Genomic DNA, 22,560 nt, shown 5'->3' with positions numbered 1-22,560 from the left:
CAAATCAGAAGGCGTTTTTTTATCGCCAAAAGAAACTATCTCCAGAGCAACATCCATGAATCTTGAACGCTACAACCGCATCCAAACGGTACTCAAAGCTCGCCAGCCTGACCTGACTCTGTGTCTGGAAGAAGTACATAAGCCTAATAATGTCTCAGCAGTCATCAGAACGGCAGATGCTGTTGGCTTACATAAAATCCATGCTGTCTGGCCAGATGAAAAGATGAGAACCTTGAGTCATACCTCTGCAGGTGCAAGAAACTGGGTGGAAGTAGATACACATGATTCAGTTTGCGATGCTATCAGCACTCTGAAAAGTCAGGGAATGCAGGTACTTGCCACAAACTTGTCGGATACCGCTGTCGATTTCCGAAAAATTGATTACACCAAACCAACTGCGATAGTTCTTGGTGGTGAAAAGCACGGCATTTCAAAGCAAGCCCTCGAACTGGCCGATCAAGATATCATTATTCCCATGGTTGGAATGGTACAGTCTTTGAATGTTTCAGTAGCCAGCGCGTTAATACTATTTGAAGCTCAACGTCAAAGAGAACTAGCGGGTATGTATGAACGTGAGAAGTCTGCACTGCCTGAAGAGGTGATTCATCGAACTCTGTTTGAACGTGGTCATCCGGTTTTGGCAAAAGTCGCTAAGCGTAAAAAACTACCCTATCCTCCGCTGGATGATGAAGGCCAGATAGTCGCAGACAAGGAGTGGTGGGCCGAGATGCAACGTAAATAACCATCAAAACCACCTGTACAAAAAGACAGTAAAATGATTGAATGTAGCTGATTACATTCAATTCCTGAGATTTGCTTATGTCCCAGTTACTTTCTGCTGTTCCTATTACTTCACTTTCTGGTGTTGGTGCCAAGGTTGCAGAAAAGCTGGCTAAGGTTGGCTTATCGACTATTCAGGATCTCCTTTTTCACCTTCCTCTCCGTTACGAAGACAGAACTCGTGTTTACCCTATGGCGAAGCTCCACCCGGGACTTTGGGGGGCCGTTCAGGGCAAGGTGATGAGTTGCGATACCATCTTTGGCCGCCGAAAAATGCTGACAGTAAAGATCAGCGATGGTAATGGCAGTGTTACTCTCCGCTTCTTTAACTTTACTGCTGGAATGAAGAACAATTTCGCCAAAGGTAAGTTAGTACATGCTTATGGTGAAATTAAAAGAGGCAGCTATGGGCTGGAGATTGTCCACCCTGACTTTAAGTTTTTCTCACCTGCGCAGAAACCTGATACAGAAAACAATCTCACTCCGGTATACCCAACAACAGAAGGTCTAAGACAGGTAACATTAAGAAACCTCACCGATCAAGCCCTTGAGTTGTTGGATAAGTCCGCAATAGAGGAACTCCTACCTAATGGGCTGTACGACCACCAGCTCACCATGGGGCAAGCGCTTCATACAATCCACAGACCACCACCAGATATTAATATCGAAGAGTTTGATGAAGGCAAACACCCAGCACAGAAACGGCTAATACTGGAAGAACTACTGGCTCAGAACCTCTCTATGTTGGCGGTTCGAAGCAAAGGACAACTGGATTCTGCACTTCCGTTAAAGCCCATTAATAAACTCAAATCTCAGCTGCTGGATCAACTTCCTTTTTCTCCAACCAATGCACAGGCAAGAGTGGTTAATGAGATAGAAGAGGATTTATCTAAACCACACCCTATGATGCGATTAGTGCAAGGAGATGTAGGCTCAGGTAAAACTTTGGTGGCGGCACTTGCCGCAGTCAGAGCAATAGAGAATGAGTATCAGGTTGCATTGATGGCACCAACGGAACTTCTGGCAGAACAGCATGCGATTAACTTTGCCAACTGGCTTGAGCCTATGGGTATTAAAGTCGGCTGGTTAGCGGGGAAACTAAAGGGGAAAACCAAGGAGGCTGAGTTATCTCGCATTGCCAGCGGAGAAGCTCAGATGGTAGTAGGTACTCACGCACTGTTTCAGGAACATGTTCAGTTTAACCACCTTTCTCTGGTTATCATCGATGAGCAACATCGGTTTGGAGTCCACCAGCGCCTTAAACTTCGTGAGAAAGGTGAAGCTCAGGGTGCTTTTCCGCATCAACTAATTATGACAGCAACACCAATTCCCAGAACATTGGCTATGACAGCCTATGCAGATCTTGAAACGTCTGTGATAGATGAACTGCCTCCGGGAAGAACGCCAATCACGACGGTGGCCATTCCCGATACCAAACGTAATGATATTGTCGAGCGAGTAAGAAATGCCTGCCTTAATGAGGGCAAACAAGCTTACTGGGTATGTACACTAATTGATGAGTCTGAGGTACTAGAAGCTCAAGCCGCAGCAGACACAGCAGATGAACTACAAAGACAACTTCCTGAACTGAAAATCGGCCTTGTCCACGGTCGGATGAAACCAGCAGAAAAACAGGAAGTCATGCAGCAATTCAAAAACAATGAGCTACACCTGTTAGTTGCGACTACGGTTATTGAAGTGGGTGTTGACGTACCTAACGCTAGCCTGATGATAATAGAAAACCCTGAGCGCCTTGGCTTAGCACAGCTTCATCAGCTACGAGGAAGAGTTGGTCGAGGTTCTGTGGCTAGTCACTGTGTTTTGCTCTACCACGCCCCTTTATCTAAAACAGCGCAAAAACGCCTGGGAGTCTTGAGAGAAAGCAATGATGGTTTTGTTATTGCTCAACGAGATTTAGAGATTCGTGGTCCTGGTGAGTTACTTGGAACGAAACAAACCGGTGTCGCTGAGTTTAAAATTGCTGATCTGGTCAGAGACCAAAAAATGATTCCTGAAGTACAGCGTATCGCCCGTCACATCCATGAGCGTTACCCACAGAATGCACAGGCGATCATTAACCGATGGCTGGAAAATCGCGATATCTACTCAAATGCTTAAGTTCTTCCTTTCATTACGACGGGAAAGCTCAACTGCACTTTTAAACCACCCTCTAAACGGTTATTTACAGCGATAGTGCCGTTGTGCTGACTCACTATTCTCTGAACAATGGCGAGCCCTAGCCCTGTACCTTCGCTTCCTCTTGCGGTATCTCCTCTGGTAAAGGGTTCAAACAACTTACCAAGCTGACTCTCCTCAATACCAGGGCCATTATCTTCAATACATACCCAGGCCAACTGATTATCAGCTGTCATACCTGTCGACATTCTTATCCAACCATTCCCGTATCTTCTGGCGTTCACAATTAAATTACTAATTGAACGTTTAATCGCAATAGGATTTCCGTTGACACTTTTTAACTGAACATCCGTCTTAAGCTCTATATCTAAATCCGACGTTGATTCTGCATTGGCAAGGCTTGATGCAATTCCGTTTAAGCTAACCTCTTCAAAGCTATCCGCTTTTACTGGCTTAAGGTAATCCATAAACTGACTGATTATTTCGTTACACTCTTCCGTATCTTCTATCATACTCTCAGCCAGATAGCTATCCTGCTCAGACATCATCTCTGTAGCTAAACGTATGCGAGTTAATGGTGTTCTGAGATCGTGGCTAATACCGGCCATGAGAAGTGCCCTGTCTTCCTCCAGTCTCTGAATACCTTTCGACATCTTGTTGAACGCTTGAGTCACAGCTTTGATCTCTGTTGCCCCTTGCTCTTTAAGCGGTGGCGGAATTTCACCTTTTCCGACTTTTAAAGCGGCTTTTTCCAAAGCCATAAGTGGGCGATTCTGGATTCTTATAAAAATCCATCCTCCCAAAATAATAAGCAAAGCCATGATTAAGCTATTGCGAAACAGAGGAATAAAATCCTCTTCCTGCAGCTCGGACAATGGAATTCTCAGCAAGTAGTTAGGCAGCTCATCGAGCCGTATCCAAAGAATGTAACTTTCAGACCCTAGTAAAAGCCTCACTTCCGCAGAAGTATCAAGCTCTTCACTAATATCAGAACCAAGGAAATCCATAACAGAAGCACTTTCAAATTCTTTCACCAATGGGTCATCCAATGGATGGAGTGTCACCCCCAGACGCTCCAGAAGCCTATCTCGAACATTATCTTCCAGGTGAAGGGTGCCATTCTCAAGTTCGACGTCTTGATCCAGCATTAAGTTGACTTCATACGCCAAAATTTTATTGAATTGTTGAAGACTCGGAAGAAGTGCGTAGTTGAAAACTGCGTAATATGAGAAGACTTGGCTACCAATTAAAACAACAGCAAAGAGTAGAATTGCCTGAGTACGAGAGCTGCGAATTCGCATATGCGCCTCAAATTTTATACAAGATAATCAATCTTAATCCCCCGCACTGGGCGGGGAAATAGCTACATTAAAAAATAGACTTATGCCTCTTTTCCATCCGGAACAAAAACATAACCTAAACCCCATACGGTTTGGATATACCTAGGCTTGCTTGGGTCTTCTTCCAGCATTCTGCGAAGACGTGAAATCTGAACGTCTATTGAGCGCTCCATAGCTGAGTACTCACGTCCTCTGGCCATGTTCATTAACTTATCTCGGGACATAGGCTCTCGGGCATTCGTTACTAGCGCTTTCAATACCGCAAATTCACCAGAAGTTAGTGTTAAAGCTTCTTCTCCCTGGAACATTTCCCGAGTACCAAGGTTCAACCTGAACTCACCAAATTCAACGATAGATTCCTCGGAACTCGGTGCTCCCGGTGCTTCAATAACCTGTCGTCTCAAAACTGCTTTGATTCGGGCAAGTAACTCTCGTGGGTTAAATGGCTTAGGCAGGTAGTCATCAGCACCTACTTCCAGGCCTACTATTCGGTCTACTTCATCACCTTTGGCTGTTAACATCAGGATTGGAATCATATTTTCAGCACTTCGAAGACGACGGCAAATGGATAGACCATCCTCTCCTGGTAACATTAGATCCAATACCATCAGGTGGAAATTTTCCCTGGTAAGTAGTCGGTCCATCTGTTCACTATTGGCAACACTTCGAACTTGAAAGCCTTGTTCAGAAAGATAACGCTCCAGCAAAGAACGTAATCGCGCATCATCATCGACAACTAAAATTTTATAATTCTCTTGCATTCTTTTACATCCGTCAGTAACTATTTACTTTTTATAAGCATAGGAAACTGTATCATTGCCAGAGTAAAATTTGCGCAAATAATTGTTAATGTTTATTACGTACCCAAATATTTTGTCTGCAAATATAAATAGAAATCAGCCCTAACCTGTTGCTGAAACTAGCTTATTTACCAGACTACGGTAAACAAGAGATAGAACAAACTTATTTTCCTTTAAAAATTAATTGCCTTTGATTACCTCAAAACTCACATTACGAACACTAAACAATCTAGGACTTACTATAACTGATTGAGTTGACGAACCACTCTTTGTCACCTTCAGGCGTACGAACGACGACTTCATCATCGACCTCTTTTTTCAACAGTGCACGCGCCATAGGTGAGTCGATAGAAATATAATCCTTAGCATCACCGTAGATTTCTTCCGGTCCAACTATTCTAAACTTCTTAATGTCACCCGCTTCATTTTCGATTTCTACCCAGGCACCAAAGAACACTTTGCCTTCCTGCTGTGGTGAGTAATCAACAATGGTCACTTCCGGTAAGAACTTACGCAAAAAACGAACGCGACGATCGATTTGGCGTAGTAAGCGCTTGTTGAACGTATAATCTGCGTTTTCTGAACGGTCTCCTAAGCTAGCCGCCCAAGTCACTATCTTGGTTATTTCTGGTCGTTTCTCATTCCACAGATGATCATGTTCAGCTTTAAGCTTATTGTAGCCTTCTCTGGTTATTAGTTTGGTTTTCACTTCTACAATCCAAGTTATCGATAAATGCTGCCATGCCTTTTTAGTGCACTAAATATCACTTTAGGCAAAAAGCTTATGTGTATAGGGAAAGACTATACTGCCATATTCACCAACAACCAACTGATGAGAATGCAAATACTATGTTGAAAAAGAAGTTCACGTTAAGAGTGGTGACGTACTTACAATTCGGTTCGTGAGGCCGAATGGAGTCACAGAAGACGCAAAGGGATACATCTCTATAAACTCCCCATTGCTCAGAGCTCTTTTGGGGAAGAGGTAGGCAATGGGTTTTTAGTACGTGCACCAAAGGGGAAAAGAGTAGTACCAAAGGTCCAACTACTCTTTAAAATTTTTAGTTAAACCAGCCAGCGACCACTGCTTCTTTAGGCACACTACCCTTGTGAACCACTTTCTCGTCAATAACGACTGCCGGTGTTTTCATCACGTTATAAGCCATAATGTCCTGTGGTTGAGTTACCTTTATTAGCTCAATCTCAGCACCAGCCACACTCGCTGCCTTTTCAATAAGATCAGCCGTCACCTGACAGTTTTTACAACCAGAACCTAATACTTTTACTGTTTTCATATTATTACCTATCAATTTAGATTAAAGGGATATAGTTAAAGAACCAGCCAACCAGAGTGAATGCGGTTAGTAGCACGACAAATAGTGTTGCTAGCAATTTCCACTGCATGACTTGTTTAAGAAGAATAAATTCAGGAAAGCTCGCGGCAACGGTACTCATACAGAATGCGAGTGTGGTGCCAATTGGCAGACCGTTTACAATCAAGCTCTCCATTACCGGAATAACACCTGTGGCATTTGAGTAGAGAGGAATACCGAGTAGAACAGCGGCAGGAACAGACCACCACTGACGGTCACCCAGATGTGCTTCGATCCAACCATCGGGAACAAAGCCATGAAGAGCAGCACCCAGACCTACACCGATAAAAACCCACTTCCAAACACGGCCAAATATCTCTGTCGTTTCATCCTTAGCAAACTCATGTCTCTCTTTCAGAGTTAGTTTCGTTTCATCCTGCACTTCGAGAGATTCATCTTCCTGACTTTCACGGCCTCTTTTGAGCGCATCGGCAGCAAATGATTGCAACCATCGCTCGGCTCCTATGGCATCAAGGAACATACCACCAAGAATACCGACAGCAATCCCGATCAGGATGTACATTGCCGTGAATTTCCAACCTAGCAACCCTACTAAAAGCAGTACCGCGACTTCATTGATCAGAGGAGAGGTGATAAGAAATGCCATTGTTATACCAAGCGGTATTCCAGCAGAGGTGAAACCAAGAAATACAGGAATGCTGGAACAAGAGCAGAAAGGAGTGATAGAACCAAACACTGCGCCCATTACATATCCAAACATACGGTGTTTTCCAGCCAGATAGTCTCTGACTCGTTCGACATTCAGGGACGCACGAAGCAGTGCGATGACATAAATCATCACGATAAGAAGCGCAAATATTTTGGTGGTATCTTCGACAAAGAAATGCAGTGCTTCACCGAATTTTGTATCCGGTGACAGATCAAGCAGACCGTAAACGAGCCAGGTAGCGAGATCGCTAAAAACTTGAAACATGTGAATCCTTTAGGAGTAATAATTCGTCTATCTGATACATAGACGTACTACCTTCTAAAAGGATCCTCAAAAAGTTTAAAAATTATGTTCTGGCAGTAAAACAACAGACATTCTGATTCTCATCCAGCTTCACTTTGCATGAAACTTCTATCTGCTGTTTAAGCTTTTCTCTGGCTCTTCTTAATCGAGATTTGACAGCGGGGAGAGAAAGACCATGCTGGATTGCATAGTCTTGCTGATTCATTCCCTGTAAGTCACAGGCGGTTATCACCTCTCTGCTCGACTGCTCCAGCTCGGAGATGACTCTTGGCAGGCAACTCAGTGCCAGTAGATCAATAGCATCATACTGAGGTTCTTCATCCTCACTGTCTGATTGCTCGTCCAATGGGTGATATCTGTCTTTTCTGATCTGGTCGATTAACAAGTTCTGTGCAACACGAAACATCCAGGCTTTGGTATTTTCAACACTGCAAAAGCTTTCTCTTTGCTGCATTACTTTCACAAACACTTCCTGCAACAAGTCCTGAGAAAGCTCTTTATCGTGTGTTTCTTTTAGCAACCAATGCAGTAAGGCTTGCTCATGTTGACTCCATGCCCGCATTGCACATGGAAAAGCACCTTCCTGCATTAAAAATTCCGTATCACTCATTTGCCCTACTTCCCAAGCATAAACGTGGTGTCACTACTCACCACAACCCCATGCCGAAGAAAGTTTTCACCCAAAATCATGCTGTACTCGAATCGAGAACGGTCCTGTAAGTTAACTTTAACCTTTTCTCTAATATCTCCGATCTGAACATCCATCTTAACAACAGGTCGGTGGTTTGGCTTCTCACCCTCCTTTGCCTTGATAGTCATCATACGAACAACTTTTCTAGTGAACTCCTTCTTTTGCCCCTCACTATTTTCATACACAAAACGTACCATATCTACACCGTTTTCTTTAAACAGTTCGATGTTTTGCGCGTTGATGGAGCTAACGTCCGCACCGGTATCCAGCTTAACTGGGAAGCTCATGCCTTCGACCGTTGCATTCTCTATATAACCGGCTTTAACCAGGTCGTGCGACTGCAACAGAAGTTCTGTTCTGGTATTTACAAGCACACCGTTCTTTGAAGCTTTTCTGCCGATAAGGAAAACAGGTTTAGGATCATCGTTTTTGTCCAGAGCCTCTAACGCCACATCATAGGTTTTAAACTCACCACCAGCTTCCAGCTTAACCTCAACCACAGGGCGTACTGAATCTCCAACACGGAGCTTCTTAATAATCGGTTTAATATATTTCTTAGATTTTCCGTCTTCATCCTCAAGGAAGTAAGTCACCTGCTCCCCTTTGTCTGCGCTTGTAATTTCAAAGCTAGGAACCTTCAACAAAGGTGTTTGTACACTAAAGTCTGGTTTAGCTTCTACTTCAATACCGTCGACAGAAATCAACTCTTCTGGAGAGACAATAAGCGGATTCTTTTTAGCTACTCGGGTTTTAAATAACTCTGCGGGCTTATCTAACAAGTATTTATCTGTCGCACTGACGACAAAATGCTTACTAAGCACCTCTTTACCCAATCGCAACTGAGTTGAGCTTTTTGAGCGATCTTTTAAATAAACCTGTAGCTTCTCATCGAAGCTCTCTTTGCCTTTCGCCTGAATGTAGACTTCTGGTCTTTTTGTCTTACCAAAAGAAACATATCCAGCCAACGGCATTGTCATGTTCTTTTCGTTGCCGTCTTTATCTTCAGTGGTAAAACTGACCTGATGCTTCTTCTCATCAACCTTGATGTTCGTCGCGTGCATCGATGAGTACTTGCTGGTCATCGAGAAACTCACATCCATCGCGAGATCATCGATCATCATGGTTTCAGAGCGCCCGATAACCTGTGCTTTTGGTTGCTCCTGCAGATAATCGTAGCCCGCAAATACCCAGGCATTTTCTTTGAGGAAAGTTTTACCTATCAGCACAGGTGTACTGAAGTTCTCCCGATTGGTTAAGCTTGTTTCAGACTCAATCTCAATATCGCCAATTCTCATCTGTACTTTGATTACAGGTCGGTAGAGCGGCTCTTTACTCGTGCGGCTTCTTACTACACTAATTCGGTGGAGTGGTGTTTCAAAAGAAAGAAGGTCGCCCGTATCTGGGTTACGGAGATCAAATGTCACTATGATCTGCTTTTCTTCGTTGTCATAGTCATCTCTCCAGCGGAAACTCTTGGTACCACCATACTCTTCTACAATCTGTTTTAGCAGTTCCGTGTCTACCTTGCCTGAGTAATCAGGATTAAGACTGTGCAGATGAATATTTTCTGCATGCGTAGACGTTGTATCAGCTCCCGTATCTATTTTGGCATCGAAAGGAATATGAGCATATTCAGGATTACGGGTAAAATAGATCTGCTCTAACCGACCAAGGACAGTTTTATCATCTAAATGATAAGCAGGGTTTTGAGTTGTGTAGTTTGCAGTATCTTTTGCCTGAGCCACAAAAGGTAAAATACTGGATGCAATCAAAGTTAGCACAAGAGGGATTTTTTTCATTCTTATCGCCTGTAATCTGAATAATAACGACATCTAATCTATTGATATCGCTTTATCTTCTAGCCAAATATAGTATGCAATTTTTATTCTAGCTCATAATAGAGAAACAAAATGCAGCATTACGTCATTCTTTGTTACTGACCTAGAAAATACGATATTTATCCCCATTTATAGCCAAGAAAATAAAATTTTTTTAAAGAGAAGAAAGATGAGTCAACTTAACTCAGCTCAACAGAACATTTGCAATCAGATAGCACAAGAACTGAATGTACGTGTCGATCAGGTTACCGCTACCGTAAAACTGATTGATGAAGGCAGTACGATTCCATTTATCGCACGTTACCGTAAAGAAGTGACCGGAGCTCTGGACGATGGACAGTTACGTACTCTGGATACCCGATTGTCATACCTTCGCGAACTGAATGATAGACGCCAAACTATTCTTAAGTCGATTTCTGAACAAGGTAAACTGAACCCTGAGTTGGAAAAAGCCATCAACGATGCTGACAGCAAAACTCGCCTTGAAGATCTCTACCTTCCATACAAGCCAAAGAGAAGAACAAAAGGACAAATCGCGAAAGAAGCAGGGTTAGAGCCTCTGGCGGACAAGCTATGGGATGACCCAGAAACAGAACCAGAAACAGAAGCAGCGAAATTTGTTGATACAGACAAAGGCATTGCAGATTCTAAAGCCGCGCTTGATGGAGCTCGCGCAATTGTGATGGAAAGAATTGCAGAAGACGCTGACCTTCTGGAGAAAATTCGTCATCACTTGCAACGACAAGCTCAGATCAACTCTCGTGTAGTCGCAGGGAAAGAGCGTGAAGGCGAGAAGTTCAAAGATTACTTTGAGCATGACGAGCCCATAAGCAAGGCTCCTTCTCACCGGGCACTTGCAATGCTTCGCGGTCGCAATGAAGGCTTCCTGCAACTGACCATGAACGCAGACCCAGACCAAGATGAATCGGTTCGCGGTTCATACTGTGAGTCCATCATTGCCAACCACTACAACATCCACTTAAGCGATGCTCCTGCTGACAACTGGCGTAAACAGGTTATCAGTTGGGCATGGCGCATCAAAGTTTCTATGCATATGGAAACGGAACTGATGGCCGCAATGAAAGAGCGTGCAGAAGTCGATGCTATTGAAGTGTTTGCTACCAACCTGAAAGATCTGCTTATGGCAGCACCTGCTGGACCTCGTGCGACATTGGGTCTGGATCCTGGCTTAAGAACAGGTTCAAAGATCGCTGTTGTTGACTCTACAGGTAAAGTTCTGGCTACAGAAACCATCTACCCTAACCCGCCACAAAAGCAGATAGAGAAATCAGCTCAGGTGGTTGAACAACTTATCCGTAAACACAATGTAGACCTTATCGCTATTGGTAACGGTACGGCTTCTCGCGAGACAGATGCCTTTGTCGCGCATACCCTAAAGAAAGCGAACCTGAGTGTACAGACCATTATTGTGAGTGAAGCTGGGGCTTCGGTTTACTCAGCTTCCGAGCTGGCTGCGAAAGAGTTTCCGCAGCTTGATGTATCGCTGCGTGGTGCCGTTTCTATTGCCAGACGCCTTCAGGATCCACTGGCCGAGCTAGTAAAAATCGACCCTAAGTCTATCGGTGTTGGCCAATACCAGCATGACGTAAGCCAGAGCTTACTGGCGAAACGTCTTGATGCTGTGGTTGAAGATTGTGTAAACGCAGTAGGTGTTGATGTGAATACCGCATCTCCGGCATTATTGACACGCGTAGCTGGCCTGTCTGCCACCATTGCTCAGAACATCGTTGATTACCGTGACACTAATGGTCGCTTTGAAGCCAGAACCACACTGAAAAAAGTAGCTCGCCTTGGACCTAAAGCGTTCGAACAGTGTGCTGGATTCTTAAGAATTATGGATGGCAAAAATCCGCTGGACGCCTCTGCCGTTCACCCGGAAGCTTATCCTGTGGTTAAAGCCATCTCAGAGAAGAACAGCAAAAACACTAAGGCAATTATTGGTGACAGCGACTTCCTGAAAAAGCTTAAAGCTTCAGATTACACAGATGATACCTTCGGTGTTCCTACTGTCACCGATATCATTAAAGAACTGGATAAACCGGGCCGAGATCCTCGCCCTGAGTTTAAAACCGCAACTTTTGCAGAAGGCATTAACGAAGTATCGGATTTAGAGCCAGGTATGGTACTAGAAGGTGTGGTATCTAACGTGGCTAACTTTGGTGCTTTTGTTGATATCGGTGTTCATCAGGATGGACTCGTTCATATTTCAGCACTAACCGATAAGTTTGTGTCTGACCCACGCGAAGTCGTGAAAGCAGGTGATATCGTTAAAGTAAAAGTGATGGAAGTGGATGTACAGCGTAAGCGCATCTCTCTTTCAATGAGACTGAAAGACGAACCGGGACAAAATAATCGTTCTAAAGATGCACCATCAAATCGCGGAGCTAACCAGCAAAGAGGAAACTGTCAGCGAAATGACTCTCGTGGTAATCAGTCTGGGAATAACGCTATGGGTGGCGCTTTCGCAGCAGCGTTTGCAAAGGCAAAGAAGTAACTCTTAAATACAGATAAAGCAAAGGCTCTGATGTATCAACACCAGAGCCTTTTTTATAGCACCGCTATAACCTCTGAAGGTGAGTTAGGTGCAACAGCATGACCATAGTGATACTTAATCACAGTACGGCGTTGCTCCATTTTCCCCTGAACAATCGCTGCCTCTAGAAGCTTTTTTGGCAATCGAAAGCGAATAGTGTATCCCATACCTTGCTTTTCTGAGTAGGTTTGCAATGCAATTAACCTAAACAGTCTGGCTAACGTATCTTGTGGTTCTTCACTTTGTGCTGTCGACGCACTTGCCTCATTGTCCAAATCATACTCAGGGTGGTCAGATGGCTCCCACGCAGGACGCTTGCGACGTTTATCTTCCGCTTTCACGCGTCTTTCAGCATTGGTTTTTGCCAATTCAACCGGAGGGGTAACGGGTTCTCGAACTTTGTTCTCCCGCGCAGCCTGCTCCGTCTGAACATTGACCGAAGGGGCAATCAGTGGCACGCTCACGTTGGTCGGCGACACAATCATGACAAACCTCCTTCTACTCTCGCATCGCGTTATCAGTTTCTACTACTGATAAAACAACGCTAACCAGAAAAGCATGACCGATAAATAATCTCGTTCCTGCCTGGTTAGACTACTTATCGGCCAGTTTGCTCAATTATTTACCAATAATTTGAGTAATCTTAGTACAAAACTCGTCCAGCTCTGTCATAAAAGGCGCGTGAGATGACGAATTAAAAGTGAAATACTCTGAATTTTCTGTGTACTCCTGCAGATCTTCAGCAACTTTCACTGGAACAAGCCCATCCAGCCGACCATACAGTCGATAAAATGGCATCGTCAAATTTTTGAGCTGCGTCCGAAAATCAACATCTGCCAGTAGTCCTAAACCGACAAGTAAAGAGTCGGGATTCGGAGAAGGACGTGATAAGACCGCTTTTTTCAAAGCTTTCACATCTTGCCTTGCTGTCGGGCTACCCATCGCCTGAAGCGCCATAAAGCGCTCAATAGTCACCTGAAAATCTTCAACAAGCTGTTGAGTAAACGCTGAGAGAACTTTTGGCTGAATACCTTTCCAAGGCTTATCTGCGGCAAACTTAGGAGAACTGGCAACTGTAATTAACTTGCTTACCCGTTCAGGGTGATTAAGAGCGACTTGTGTTGCAACCAATCCTCCTAGTGACCAACCTATCCAGATAGCCTTTTCGGGAGCATCTTTAAGAACCTGAGTGGCAATATCTTCAAGATCGATTGCGTGCAAATCCGCACTGTGCCCGTAGCCGGGAAGATCAACAATATGAACCCGAAAGTTCTGAGACAGCACTTCTGCTGTTTGGGTCCAAACTGCGCCATTCATGCCCCAACCATGTACCAGGACAACATCTTCTCCGCTGCCAAGTACTTGCCAGTGTAAAGTTGTGCTCATGCTCTCTTTTTCTCCCACTAAAGCCACACTGTGGTTATTCGGTTCTTAATTACCATCTTGATATCAGCTCAATGTAACACCAGGGTGCTATGCTCTCAAACTGGATCAGAAACAAAATACATAGCCATTGTACCTCTCAATGCGATTTATGTGGTCTCACCATTAACCAGCCCGATAGCCACCTTATTTGGTGTGAACACTGCATTCGTTACTTCTCACCTCTACCTCGGTGTCAGTGTTGTGGATTAACAACCATTACGCAGGTTGAGAAATGCGATCGTTGCATCAAAGAACCACCAGCATGGCGACGACTTTATTGTGTTGATGATCATCAGCCACCGCTATCCAACTACATATCGCAACTAAAATACTCAAACAACTATAAAATAGCTTATGACCTAACCGCATTGCTTGCACAGCAGATTGGGAATCCGGCACCAACACTACTCCCGGTTCCGCTTCACTGGAAAAGGCTAGCCCAGCGCGGATACAACCAAAGTGAGGTTCTGGCAAACTTTCTAGCTCAACATCTTCCAAACTCCCCTACCGTTGAGCGGGATATTTTTCTCCGAAGCAAATCTACACCGCCTCAGCAGGGATTACGTTACGAAGACAGACAACGAAATCTTGAAGGCGCGTTTAAGCTTAATCGGCTACCAAAAAGCAATCATGTTGCAATCATTGACGATGTGGTCACAACAGGCAGTACGGTACGACATTTATGCAACTTACTGCTTGAATTTGAAATAGAAAAAATTGATATTTACTGTATATCCCGTACTCCTGAACCCGATGGTTAAGCAAAGAAATAAAAAAAGGTGGCATCCTTTTATGACAGGAGTACAATAAATCTGAAATAACCTACAAAATTACTCAGGTATTAGTCGTGTCAAATATAATTACTATCACAGAAAATGCTCAGGCTCACTTTGCTAAACTTCTCGAGCAACAGCCTGAAGGAACCAATATTCGTGTATTTGTTGTAAACCCAGGAACGCCAAATGCGGAGTGCGGTGTATCTTACTGTCCACCAGAAGCTGTTGAAGCAGCAGATACTGAAATGCCATTTGAAGGCTTTTCTGCATTTGTTGATGAGCTAAGCATGCCATTTTTGGAAGATGCTGAGATTGACTTTGTAACAGACAAAATGGGCTCTCAGCTAACACTTAAAGCGCCAAACGCTAAAATGCGTAAAGTATCTGATGATGCGTCTTTGATGGAAAGAGTAGATTACGCGATTCAAACTCAGGTAAACCCTCAACTTGCTGGCCACGGTGGTCACGTTAGCCTGAATGAAATTACTGAAGATGGTGTTGCTCTGGTTACCTTTGGTGGTGGTTGTAATGGCTGCTCAATGGTAGATGTGACACTTAAAGAAGGCATCGAAAAAGAGTTACTACAACAGTTTGAAGGTGAACTAACAGCGGTTCGCGACTCAACTGAGCACGCTCGTGGTGAACACTCTTACTACTAGGCTGTAGGCTGTAGGCTGTAGGCTGTAGGCTGTAGGCTGTAGGCTGTAGGCTGTAGGCTGTAGGCTGTAGGCTGTAGGCTGTAGGCTGTAGGCTGTACAAAATTTAAAAAGAAAGCGCGATGGTTCAACCCAATCGCGCTTTTTATTTTTCTACTATCACCAGGTATCTTGACCTAATGCCTATCGCCTATAGCCCATCGCCTATCAGACTAATCCTTCACCTTAAGAATCTGATCCCACGGCAACCTTTCATCCCCAAGAACAATAAAATTCGGGTTCTCTAGCGTATCTCGCTCATTGTATGAAAGCGCCTTAAGCTGGGTACTTAGAATTCTTCCCCCGGCCTCCTGAACAATACATTGTGTCGCAGCGGTATCCCATTCTCCTGTTGGACCAAGGCGCAGATAACAGTCAACTGCACCTTCCGCAACCAAGCAAGCCTTCAGAGCAGCAGAACCCAATGGCACCAAATCATAGTTCCAGGAAGGACACATTCGGTTAGTGATATTGTTGATATCCTGACGACGACTTATCGCTATAGCCAGCGAATTGCTCTTCTCTTCGTGCAGGTGAGTCTGAATTTGTACAGATTCACCCAACTGAGGAATTTTCCAGGCACCTTGTCCATCGCAGGCATAGTAAGTCACACCTGATACTGGTGCATAAACAACGCCCATTATCGGTTTGTTGTTTTCTACTAAAGCAATAATTGTGGCGAAATCACCACTACGTGCGATAAATTCCTGAGTGCCATCAAGAGGGTCAATCAGCCAGTAGCGGTCCCATTGAGAACGCTTTTCAAGACTTATATCTGCATCTTCTTCCGACAAAACGGGGATATCAGGAGTTAGCTCACTTAACTGTTCACTAATGAACTTATGTGCCGCTAAATCTGCACTGGTCACAGGTGTAGAGTCAGACTTAGTGAACGCCTCGTACTCTTTATTTTCGTATATATCCAGAATGAGCTGGCCTGCTGCTCTTGCAACTTCAATTACTGAAGGCAAAAGATTTGAGAGATCTTTAGCCATTTTTTAATCCTTACTCAGATTCCTGAGAGAGTAGTCGTAACGCGAGCATAAGTGCAGCGATACTTCTCGCTTCACTAAAGTCCATATGCGTTAACAGCTCTTCAGCCTGCTGAAGCGGCCACCTCACAACTTCCAACGGCTCTGGCTCGTCACCTTCCAGTTTCTCTGGATAAAGATCTCTAGCCACAAATAGCGTCATCTTGCTGGAGAAATAAGATGGAGCAAGCACCACATCTTTTAGTGGTGTCAGCTTTCTGGCCCCCAAGCCGATTTCTTCCTTTAACTCTCTATCGGCAGCTTGCTCAGGAGTTTCACCTAAATCTACTAACCCTTTTGGAAAACCAAGCTCATACTCTTCGGTACCAGCTCCGTATTCCCTTATTAATAACAGGTCGCCATCTTCAGTAATTGGCACCATTAGTACCGCCTGACGACCACTGCGCTTCATTCGCTCATAGGTTCTCTGAACACCATTTGAAAACTCAAGCTCAAGAGATTCAATTGAAAAAAGCTTAGACTTCGCAACGAGTTCAACCGACTTGATCACTGGCTTCTTTTTGCTTGGCATAGCTTTCTCCTAACGTTTTAATAATTTGTTAACAATGAATCTATCACAGCTAGAGCTTACCTGACAGCTCAAATATATACCTGCCATCATTCTCAGGATTCCCTAACCATTTAAGCTGTGATTGCATCGCCTCTGGAAGTTCCGCTCCTGGTTTGAACCAGGCGGATAGTTTGTACCTCATATCCGGTGTAAGCTCTGTATCCATAGCACCAGATGCCTGTGCTGCTTCATGATTACCAGATAGTGTGAGTTTATTGTCGCTACAGGTAAAATCGGTGAACACTGTACCAAGTTCTAAAGTACCTAAAGGTGAGTCAATCTCACTACCATTCCATACCAATGCGCCTTTCGCTTCGCCACACCATGGTTGAACGTACTGGAAACTATTGAGAGTCAGCTCTACCGTTCCTTTCGCATCAATAGGGAACGGAATAGCAGCACGCTCCATAATTGCATTCACTGGAATTGAAGCGAGCACCCTTTCAGCATAAAGCCCTTGCAGACCATAACCCATGTTGCCTGTACCAGTTAACTGTATATCGCTACCACGTCCAAACCTTAACGCGTATTCAGCCTTTCCCTGTAATAACTTCATCGCAGAGAAGTTCCAACGAAACTGCCCCGCATTCGTCCCCTGCCATCGAACTTCATTTGCCTGACCATGCCAAATCGTTCCAGAGATACCAGTAACATCTAAGCCCCTGATTTTAGGAATCTGATTAAAGACAAATGAAGCAGGAAGATGAGCAATGACACTAGCCGTCAGAACAAATAAAAACAGAAGAGAGAAATAAATTATCCGCTTCAACTCAGATTCCCCTCTTAAGCTGCAATCTTTTTACCTCTACGACACCTGAAGCGTCAGATGCAGAAAGGTCCATAAACTCTACACCTATATCTTGCGTTTCCTTTAAAAACGTCAGCCAGTCAATGAACTGATTAAATGGCACCGGCTGAACCCAAACCTGCAAAGAATCGTCTCTTGGCTGTATTCTTACCAGCTCAATGCGATACCTCTTTGTAGAGGATGAAACGACCTGATTTAATGGTGTGTTCGAATAAGCACGTCCACCACTGCGCCTTAGAGCTGCAATATTATCCGCTTTGCCTTCCACCCAGCTAAGCAGTTGCTTCTCACTGTTTATCCTTGCTTGAGCCAGCTCAGAACGTTCACTAATAGGCTGAACAATACCCCAGTAGAGGCTTGCCAGTGCAATTAAGGAGACACACACAATCACGAGCCTCTGCTCTCTTTGAGTGATTCCAGACCACCAGGCATAAATTGAATGTTTCAATTGACTCATCCCTGTCTCCTTAAAGTAAAGCTACCGGTCACCTTCTTGCCATCGCGGTCTAGCGGACCTTGCGTTACAGCAAAAGACTTTGCCAGCTCAGTTCTAACGACTTCAAAGGTTTGGAAATCTGCCATTTCAGCCTCAATACGCATTTCACCTCGGTTGGCATCATATCGAATTGCAGTAATTTTTATGTCGTCCTGATCTTTCAGAACATCAGGCAGCTTGGATAACCAGTGCAATACACTACCTTCTGAACTTGATCCTGAAAGGCGACTTTCTTCATCGTTCATTTGCCTTTTCAAATAGCTCACGGTAGGGATGCGTTTCTTATCTGGGAAGATAGACCTGAAGATACGCTCGCTTTCTGCCCGGTACGCTGCCCCCTGAACTTCAGCACGCTCTACTTCGATATAGCTTTTGGCTGATAGCACCAACAAAAACAGACAAGCGGCAAACGCTGCGCTTTTCCAGACTTTAAGGTTCTTAAAAATGGCAGACTGAGGTTTAAACGGACCTGACAGAATGTTGATTGAGGAAAAAATAGCGCCTTTAGCCAGCAATTGCATCACTAGCTCTGGTTCTTCTTCGATCCATTCAATTTGTTGGTCACCCAGTTCTGGGGCTGGTGTATAACACGCTATCTGTTTCTCTTTGTCGTGCTCAGTAAACCAGTCAGAACTAACAAAATACGGCAGCCATTCGGCATCAATAATTGCCCCTTTGTGCTCCTCTTTTCTTAGTAACCATTGCCCATCCAACTGTGCCGCAGAGATTGCGTCGTCAGAAACTGGTAGTGCAAGCACATCTGGAAGGACTTTTTTAACCTCAATTCCCTGTTTCTTAAATCTTTCCAGAGTATGTTTAAGGTAATCACTTTCAATCGCAGCAACATAGGCAGTGGATGCTGTTTTCCTAAGTACATGGAAGTGCAGCTTCTCAACGTCTTGTGCGATGTCTTCTTCCATGATGTAAGGCAGCATCTTGTCTAACTGTCTTGATGCCCCCGCTGGTATCTCTACTTCAGATAAAACAATATCGCTGCTATCAAGTAACAGTATCGTTGTTCTCTGTCGGGCATATGTTGTCAGTTCATCCAATTGCTCCCGACTGGCCAACTCTCCACTGGCAATTATTTCATTCTGCGAAGATGACCAAACCAGCCAATTAACTGGCTTGTCTTCCTGTCTGCTCAATCGAACAGTTAAGAACTCACTCACTAAATCCTCCAAAGCGACGACGTATTACTGTGACGTCGCCACCTTCTGCACTGTAGAGTAAGCTTCTGATTCTTACTCTTGAATCTTCAACCATAACCTGCGCATCAAGTTCAAAGTAGTTACTATCGATGGTTAGGTAACCTTTAGCGCGATCTTTTATACTGCCTTCGACACTGGCGATACTGCTTTCGGCCATAAAGTCATTCAGACTAAGCCAGCCGTCAAATGGGCGATTTTTTACCAGAGCTTGAGCATCACTCAAACTCAGATGAGGCGAAAACAATGCCGTTAATATATAGGCTCCGCGCTCGTCAATAGTGTTCACATTTAATCGCCAGTCATCTGAAGGGATTGCACAAATCACTGGGTCGACAAGCTTCATAATAACCGGATCCGTCTGGTAAATAGCCCTAAACTCAGAACTATCTGCAACAGTATTACCCGGAGTCAGATAGGATGGCTGCATCCCTTCATAAGTGCTGTCTTCAACACCGAATGCCGTTGTTACGCCATTATTGCTATCCAGAAATTCGAACGCTGAGTCGGCTATTACCTCTGCTTTATAGTTTTCTACCCCTAGCTCTTCTAGCAGTAACTGTAATACAGACGCCAAATACGGTTTAGTATCATTACCTGAGATCTTCAGATTCCCAGACAATGAATTGATATTAAAACATGACTGCATATCTCTGATATGCCCCGCAGCCTTACCATAGTCCAATGGATACACTTGCTTTTCCAGAGCCCAGGGCTGACTCATGTTTACCGTATCACCATCTTCTTTGCTCTCTTTAATGGCATATTTAGCCAGAGCTTCCACACCGACAGCATACCAGTATGCCTGTTGATGGCTTTTTTGGTTTTCAGCTCGTTTAAAATTGGTGAACAGTCGATCTGACATAGTCGCAGCCAATGAAACCATGACAGCAAGAATCAGCAAAACAACGATGAGAGCCACACCCCGTTGGGATGACTGCAAGTTATACCTGCCTGTCATTGCTTAGTTCTCACTAGTTGTCTTCCTCATTGGCAGCAGACACATCGAGCTTTGTTCCCGATGTTAAGTAAACTCTTGGGATCTCACCGTATTCTTCGAGAGTCAGTGTCAGCTCCACAGCTTCAGGTAATGAATATGCTTCGTCCCAACCCTGTTGCCAACCTTCATCGTAAAAACGCATATCAATTTTTTCCACCCCAGAAAGCAGGGGTGTAACTAATCCATCTTGTCCGGCAGGTGTATCCGGGTATCGCCACCAGATTCTTTCCAGCACATCATCGCGAACTCGGTAACCAACCTTTGTAACTTCACCGCGAGGAAACATTTGCTGAGGGTTATGCCATCCTAGCCGAGTAAACAAAGCTCCGTAACCATCGGAACCCAAAAGGCCACTCTCCCACCAAAACAACCTGGAAGATGCCTCTTCTCCGTTATTGCGAAATTGTCTCAAAGCTATCTGGTTAAAATCATTGTCGATCACGACCATCGCGCGCTGAATCTCTTTGAGCCGCTCAGTTTTCTCTATCGATTGATAGTTACTCTGCTGAGTTTGATCTAATACCTGATAAGCAGAGAAACTCAGCATAGTGAAAATCGCTATTGCGACCAGCACTTCTATTAGTGTGAATCCAGCTTCCCGGCTAAAAACTCTGCTACTTTGACGCATAACTTCGCACCGTAACAATAGGGTCTTTACCATCTTTATCACTGGAGACACTAACGTCAAAACCCTGAACAAAATTAGCTTCTGTTTTTACTGGTGTGACTTTCCAGTACCACTCGCGGCCAGCTAATTCTGTTTTTCCTTTTTTGGTTGAGTTTGGCGCACCATCAAGCAGCACAAGAGCCATCTGATTATCAACCACCATTGAAGCAAACATTCTCTCTTCGAGGTAACTTAGTGTATCCGTATGCTGACTCACCGCTTTCATAATACTGAGAGATGCCGTAGCGAAAATTGCTAATGCAACTAACACTTCAATTAGAGTCATGCCTCTGTTGATATACTTCACTGAGGAGCCTCCAAACCAGCATCACCCGGAGCAAGAAGTTCGATAACGCCAGACTCAAGCGTTTTTACCCGCCATTTTTGCTCAATATCTTTCTTATCATCAAAACCAAAACCCAAACTAAATGGGGTAATTTCGCCACTGGAGAGAACAAATACCTGAGGAGGCTTTTGCTGTTTTTTCTCTTTTTCTAACTCAGCAAACATTTCATCGTCAAACAGCGTTGTACCGTCGAACAGGCTATCGTTATTGTTCCAGGCATTACTACCCAGAGTGAACTCAAACTTACCCCCGTCTTCCAGCTTCCTCTCCGTAAAATACTTGGATTCTGATAACTGCCAACCGTCCTGCGTTAGCTCCAGAAACCGATACCGCCCAGCAGACTCTTCAAATCGAATACCAAAATCTTTGCCATTCAGGATAGCTTCTTCATTTAGCAACTGTAGTCGATGATAAAAACGTCTGGCTTCTTCTTTCGCTATATCTTCCTCGCTATCAGGAAGGTTTATAACTACAGCCGCAGCCCCCAGAGACAACAAAACCAGCACAAGCATGATCTCTAAAAGCGTAAAGCCTGCGCTGGTTCTAATTCGGTTCATCTGCCTATCCGGTACAGCTAATTTCAGTGATTACTGAAAGTCCTGAATGTTCCAGTTACCAATATCTGCGTTGATACCTTCACCGCCTTCCTGACCGTCTGCGCCATAGCTAAAGATGTCAATTGTGCCGTTATCGCCTGGGCTCAAGTACTGATAGTCGTAACCCCATGGGTCTTTTGGCAGACGCTTGATATAACCTTCCTCCGGATAACGACGAGGCTCTGGGTTTCCACTTGGCTTAGTTACCAAGGCTTCCAAACCTTGATCCGTTGTTGGATATACATTGTTATCCAGCCTATAACGGCCCAAAGCACTTTCTAATGAAGTAATATCAGCAACTGCTTTCTGAACCTTCGCCGTATCTACGTTACCAAACATGCTCTGAGCAACAAAACCAGCCAAAATACCTAAAATAACCACAACAACCATCACCTCTAATAAGGTGAAACCAGATTGCTTTTTGTTCCGTTTTTTCATTTATCCTCCCAGCTAAAT

24 protein-coding genes are annotated in these 22,560 nt (G+C 44.3%); 5 read left to right on the top strand and 19 right to left on the bottom strand.

Annotated features, from left to right (window positions below):
- Positions 1-55 precede the first annotated feature (55 nt).
- Positions 56-742, top strand: coding sequence for a tRNA (guanosine(18)-2'-O)-methyltransferase TrmH (gene trmH, locus SNR28_RS10080; protein ID WP_375752193.1), 687 nt, complete (start codon positions 56-58; stop codon positions 740-742).
- Between the two features lie 77 nt (positions 743-819).
- A complete protein-coding gene (gene recG / locus SNR28_RS10075; protein WP_375752191.1) occupies positions 820-2,898 on the top strand; it encodes an ATP-dependent DNA helicase RecG in 2,079 nt (692 codons plus the stop codon).
- Here the strand turns inward: recG and envZ are convergent.
- From envZ to SNR28_RS10040, 7 genes are all read right to left on the bottom strand, one after another.
- A complete protein-coding gene (gene envZ, locus SNR28_RS10070) occupies positions 2,895-4,217 on the bottom strand; it encodes a two-component system sensor histidine kinase EnvZ (RefSeq protein WP_375752190.1) in 1,323 nt (440 codons plus the stop codon). The two genes, recG and envZ, sit on opposite strands and share 4 nt — an antisense overlap.
- 80 nt (positions 4,218-4,297) lie before the next feature.
- Complete coding sequence (gene ompR / locus SNR28_RS10065; RefSeq protein WP_375752189.1) at positions 4,298-5,017, bottom strand: two-component system response regulator OmpR; 720 nt, start codon at positions 5,015-5,017, stop codon at positions 4,298-4,300.
- Between the two features lie 268 nt (positions 5,018-5,285).
- Positions 5,286-5,765, bottom strand: coding sequence for a transcription elongation factor GreB (greB, locus tag SNR28_RS10060; protein ID WP_375752187.1), 480 nt, complete (start codon positions 5,763-5,765; stop codon positions 5,286-5,288).
- 352 nt (positions 5,766-6,117) lie between these two features.
- A complete protein-coding gene (locus tag SNR28_RS10055; RefSeq protein ID WP_375752186.1) occupies positions 6,118-6,351 on the bottom strand; it encodes a thioredoxin family protein in 234 nt (77 codons plus the stop codon).
- A 16-nt stretch (positions 6,352-6,367) separates the two neighbouring features.
- On the bottom strand, positions 6,368-7,363 hold the full coding sequence (locus tag SNR28_RS10050; protein ID WP_375752184.1) for a permease: 996 nt from the start codon (positions 7,361-7,363) through the stop codon (positions 6,368-6,370).
- Positions 7,364-7,445: 82 nt separating this feature from the next.
- Positions 7,446-8,012: a sigma-70 family RNA polymerase sigma factor gene (locus SNR28_RS10045; protein ID WP_375752182.1), complete on the bottom strand. Its 567-nt coding sequence runs from the start codon at positions 8,010-8,012 to the stop codon at positions 7,446-7,448.
- Between the two features lie 5 nt (positions 8,013-8,017).
- A complete protein-coding gene (locus SNR28_RS10040; protein WP_375752180.1) occupies positions 8,018-9,892 on the bottom strand; it encodes an ATP-dependent zinc protease in 1,875 nt (624 codons plus the stop codon).
- A gap of 208 nt (positions 9,893-10,100) precedes the next feature.
- Here SNR28_RS10040 and SNR28_RS10035 point away from each other — a divergent pair, with 208 nt between their 5' ends.
- Entirely contained in the window at positions 10,101-12,446 is a 2,346-nt protein-coding gene (locus tag SNR28_RS10035) for a Tex family protein (protein WP_375752178.1), read from the top strand.
- 53 nt (positions 12,447-12,499) lie between these two features.
- Here SNR28_RS10035 and SNR28_RS10030 read toward each other — a convergent pair whose 3' ends face one another.
- Both SNR28_RS10030 and bioH read right to left on the bottom strand, forming a co-directional pair.
- Positions 12,500-12,970 carry an ATP-dependent Lon protease gene (locus SNR28_RS10030; protein ID WP_375752177.1) on the bottom strand — a complete coding sequence of 157 codons (471 nt, stop codon included), beginning with the start codon at positions 12,968-12,970 and terminating at the stop codon, positions 12,500-12,502.
- A 133-nt stretch (positions 12,971-13,103) separates the two neighbouring features.
- Positions 13,104-13,871 carry a pimeloyl-ACP methyl ester esterase BioH gene (gene bioH, locus SNR28_RS10025; RefSeq protein ID WP_375752175.1) on the bottom strand — a complete coding sequence of 256 codons (768 nt, stop codon included), beginning with the start codon at positions 13,869-13,871 and terminating at the stop codon, positions 13,104-13,106.
- A gap of 89 nt (positions 13,872-13,960) precedes the next feature.
- Between bioH and SNR28_RS10020 the strand changes: the two genes are divergently transcribed.
- Positions 13,961-14,671: a ComF family protein gene (locus SNR28_RS10020; RefSeq protein WP_375752173.1), complete on the top strand. Its 711-nt coding sequence runs from the start codon at positions 13,961-13,963 to the stop codon at positions 14,669-14,671.
- Between the two features lie 86 nt (positions 14,672-14,757).
- Positions 14,758-15,345 carry a Fe-S biogenesis protein NfuA gene (gene nfuA / locus SNR28_RS10015; RefSeq protein WP_375752171.1) on the top strand — a complete coding sequence of 196 codons (588 nt, stop codon included), beginning with the start codon at positions 14,758-14,760 and terminating at the stop codon, positions 15,343-15,345.
- 209 nt (positions 15,346-15,554) lie between these two features.
- On the opposite strand, the gene cysQ is transcribed toward nfuA, so the two are convergent.
- The 10 genes from cysQ to gspG are packed head-to-tail and all read right to left on the bottom strand — an operon-like array spanning position 15,555 to position 22,542.
- On the bottom strand, positions 15,555-16,376 hold the full coding sequence (gene cysQ, locus SNR28_RS10010) for a 3'(2'),5'-bisphosphate nucleotidase CysQ (RefSeq protein WP_375752169.1): 822 nt from the start codon (positions 16,374-16,376) through the stop codon (positions 15,555-15,557).
- Between the two features lie 10 nt (positions 16,377-16,386).
- The gene (gene nudE, locus SNR28_RS10005) at positions 16,387-16,944 is read right to left on the bottom strand and encodes an ADP compounds hydrolase NudE (RefSeq protein WP_375752168.1); all 558 of its coding nucleotides are present in this window, start codon (positions 16,942-16,944) and stop codon (positions 16,387-16,389) included.
- Between the two features lie 49 nt (positions 16,945-16,993).
- A complete protein-coding gene (locus SNR28_RS10000) occupies positions 16,994-17,752 on the bottom strand; it encodes a type II secretion system protein N (RefSeq protein WP_375752166.1) in 759 nt (252 codons plus the stop codon).
- Between the two features lies 1 nt (position 17,753).
- Entirely contained in the window at positions 17,754-18,248 is a 495-nt protein-coding gene (locus SNR28_RS09995; protein ID WP_375752165.1) for a type II secretion system protein M, read from the bottom strand.
- Positions 18,245-19,459, bottom strand: coding sequence for a type II secretion system protein GspL (gspL, locus tag SNR28_RS09990; RefSeq protein WP_375752164.1), 1,215 nt, complete (start codon positions 19,457-19,459; stop codon positions 18,245-18,247). Before gspL ends, SNR28_RS09995 begins: the two co-directional genes overlap by 4 nt.
- Entirely contained in the window at positions 19,452-20,456 is a 1,005-nt protein-coding gene (gene gspK, locus SNR28_RS09985) for a type II secretion system minor pseudopilin GspK (RefSeq protein WP_375752163.1), read from the bottom strand. The genes gspL and gspK overlap by 8 nt, the downstream gene beginning before the upstream one ends.
- A gap of 13 nt (positions 20,457-20,469) precedes the next feature.
- Positions 20,470-21,123 carry a type II secretion system minor pseudopilin GspJ gene (gene gspJ / locus SNR28_RS09980; protein ID WP_375752161.1) on the bottom strand — a complete coding sequence of 218 codons (654 nt, stop codon included), beginning with the start codon at positions 21,121-21,123 and terminating at the stop codon, positions 20,470-20,472.
- Positions 21,110-21,469, bottom strand: coding sequence for a type II secretion system minor pseudopilin GspI (gene gspI / locus SNR28_RS09975; protein ID WP_375752159.1), 360 nt, complete (start codon positions 21,467-21,469; stop codon positions 21,110-21,112). Before gspI ends, gspJ begins: the two co-directional genes overlap by 14 nt.
- Positions 21,466-22,065 carry a type II secretion system minor pseudopilin GspH gene (gene gspH, locus SNR28_RS09970; protein WP_375752158.1) on the bottom strand — a complete coding sequence of 200 codons (600 nt, stop codon included), beginning with the start codon at positions 22,063-22,065 and terminating at the stop codon, positions 21,466-21,468. Before gspH ends, gspI begins: the two co-directional genes overlap by 4 nt.
- Positions 22,066-22,095: 30 nt before the next feature.
- The gene (gene gspG / locus SNR28_RS09965) at positions 22,096-22,542 is read right to left on the bottom strand and encodes a type II secretion system major pseudopilin GspG (RefSeq protein ID WP_375752156.1); all 447 of its coding nucleotides are present in this window, start codon (positions 22,540-22,542) and stop codon (positions 22,096-22,098) included.
- Between the last annotated feature and the right edge of the window lie 18 nt (positions 22,543-22,560).

Source organism: Vibrio iocasae (assembly GCF_042245395.1).
Classification (GTDB): Bacteria; Pseudomonadota; Gammaproteobacteria; order Enterobacterales; family Vibrionaceae; genus Vibrio; species Vibrio iocasae.
The sequence above is the reverse complement of the archived record's forward strand: the minus strand, read 5'-3'. Positions and strand labels throughout refer to the sequence as shown.

Excerpts from the sequence above, each read along its gene's own strand:
- trmH (WP_375752193.1), top strand. The coding sequence starts at position 56 with ATGAATCTTGAACGCTACAACCGCATCCAAACGGTACTCAAAGCTCGC.
- SNR28_RS10055 (WP_375752186.1), bottom strand. The coding sequence starts at position 6,351 with ATGAAAACAGTAAAAGTATTAGGTTCTGGTTGTAAAAACTGTCAGGTG.
- envZ (WP_375752190.1), bottom strand. The coding sequence starts at position 4,217 with ATGCGAATTCGCAGCTCTCGTACTCAGGCAATTCTACTCTTTGCTGTT.
- SNR28_RS10030 (WP_375752177.1), bottom strand. The coding sequence starts at position 12,970 with ATGATTGTGTCGCCGACCAACGTGAGCGTGCCACTGATTGCCCCTTCG.
- SNR28_RS10035 (WP_375752178.1), top strand. The coding sequence starts at position 10,101 with ATGAGTCAACTTAACTCAGCTCAACAGAACATTTGCAATCAGATAGCA.
- gspH (WP_375752158.1), bottom strand. The coding sequence starts at position 22,065 with ATGAACCGAATTAGAACCAGCGCAGGCTTTACGCTTTTAGAGATCATG.
- ompR (WP_375752189.1), bottom strand. The coding sequence starts at position 5,017 with ATGCAAGAGAATTATAAAATTTTAGTTGTCGATGATGATGCGCGATTA.
- SNR28_RS10045 (WP_375752182.1), bottom strand. The coding sequence starts at position 8,012 with ATGAGTGATACGGAATTTTTAATGCAGGAAGGTGCTTTTCCATGTGCA.
- recG (WP_375752191.1), top strand. The coding sequence starts at position 820 with ATGTCCCAGTTACTTTCTGCTGTTCCTATTACTTCACTTTCTGGTGTT.
- SNR28_RS10050 (WP_375752184.1), bottom strand. The coding sequence starts at position 7,363 with ATGTTTCAAGTTTTTAGCGATCTCGCTACCTGGCTCGTTTACGGTCTG.
- SNR28_RS10040 (WP_375752180.1), bottom strand. The coding sequence starts at position 9,892 with ATGAAAAAAATCCCTCTTGTGCTAACTTTGATTGCATCCAGTATTTTA.
- gspG (WP_375752156.1), bottom strand. The coding sequence starts at position 22,542 with ATGAAAAAACGGAACAAAAAGCAATCTGGTTTCACCTTATTAGAGGTG.
- nudE (WP_375752168.1), bottom strand. The coding sequence starts at position 16,944 with ATGCCAAGCAAAAAGAAGCCAGTGATCAAGTCGGTTGAACTCGTTGCG.
- gspJ (WP_375752161.1), bottom strand. The coding sequence starts at position 21,123 with ATGCGTCAAAGTAGCAGAGTTTTTAGCCGGGAAGCTGGATTCACACTA.
- SNR28_RS09995 (WP_375752165.1), bottom strand. The coding sequence starts at position 18,248 with ATGAGTCAATTGAAACATTCAATTTATGCCTGGTGGTCTGGAATCACT.
- gspK (WP_375752163.1), bottom strand. The coding sequence starts at position 20,456 with ATGACAGGCAGGTATAACTTGCAGTCATCCCAACGGGGTGTGGCTCTC.
- SNR28_RS10020 (WP_375752173.1), top strand. The coding sequence starts at position 13,961 with ATGCTCTCAAACTGGATCAGAAACAAAATACATAGCCATTGTACCTCT.
- cysQ (WP_375752169.1), bottom strand. The coding sequence starts at position 16,376 with ATGGCTAAAGATCTCTCAAATCTTTTGCCTTCAGTAATTGAAGTTGCA.
- bioH (WP_375752175.1), bottom strand. The coding sequence starts at position 13,871 with ATGAGCACAACTTTACACTGGCAAGTACTTGGCAGCGGAGAAGATGTT.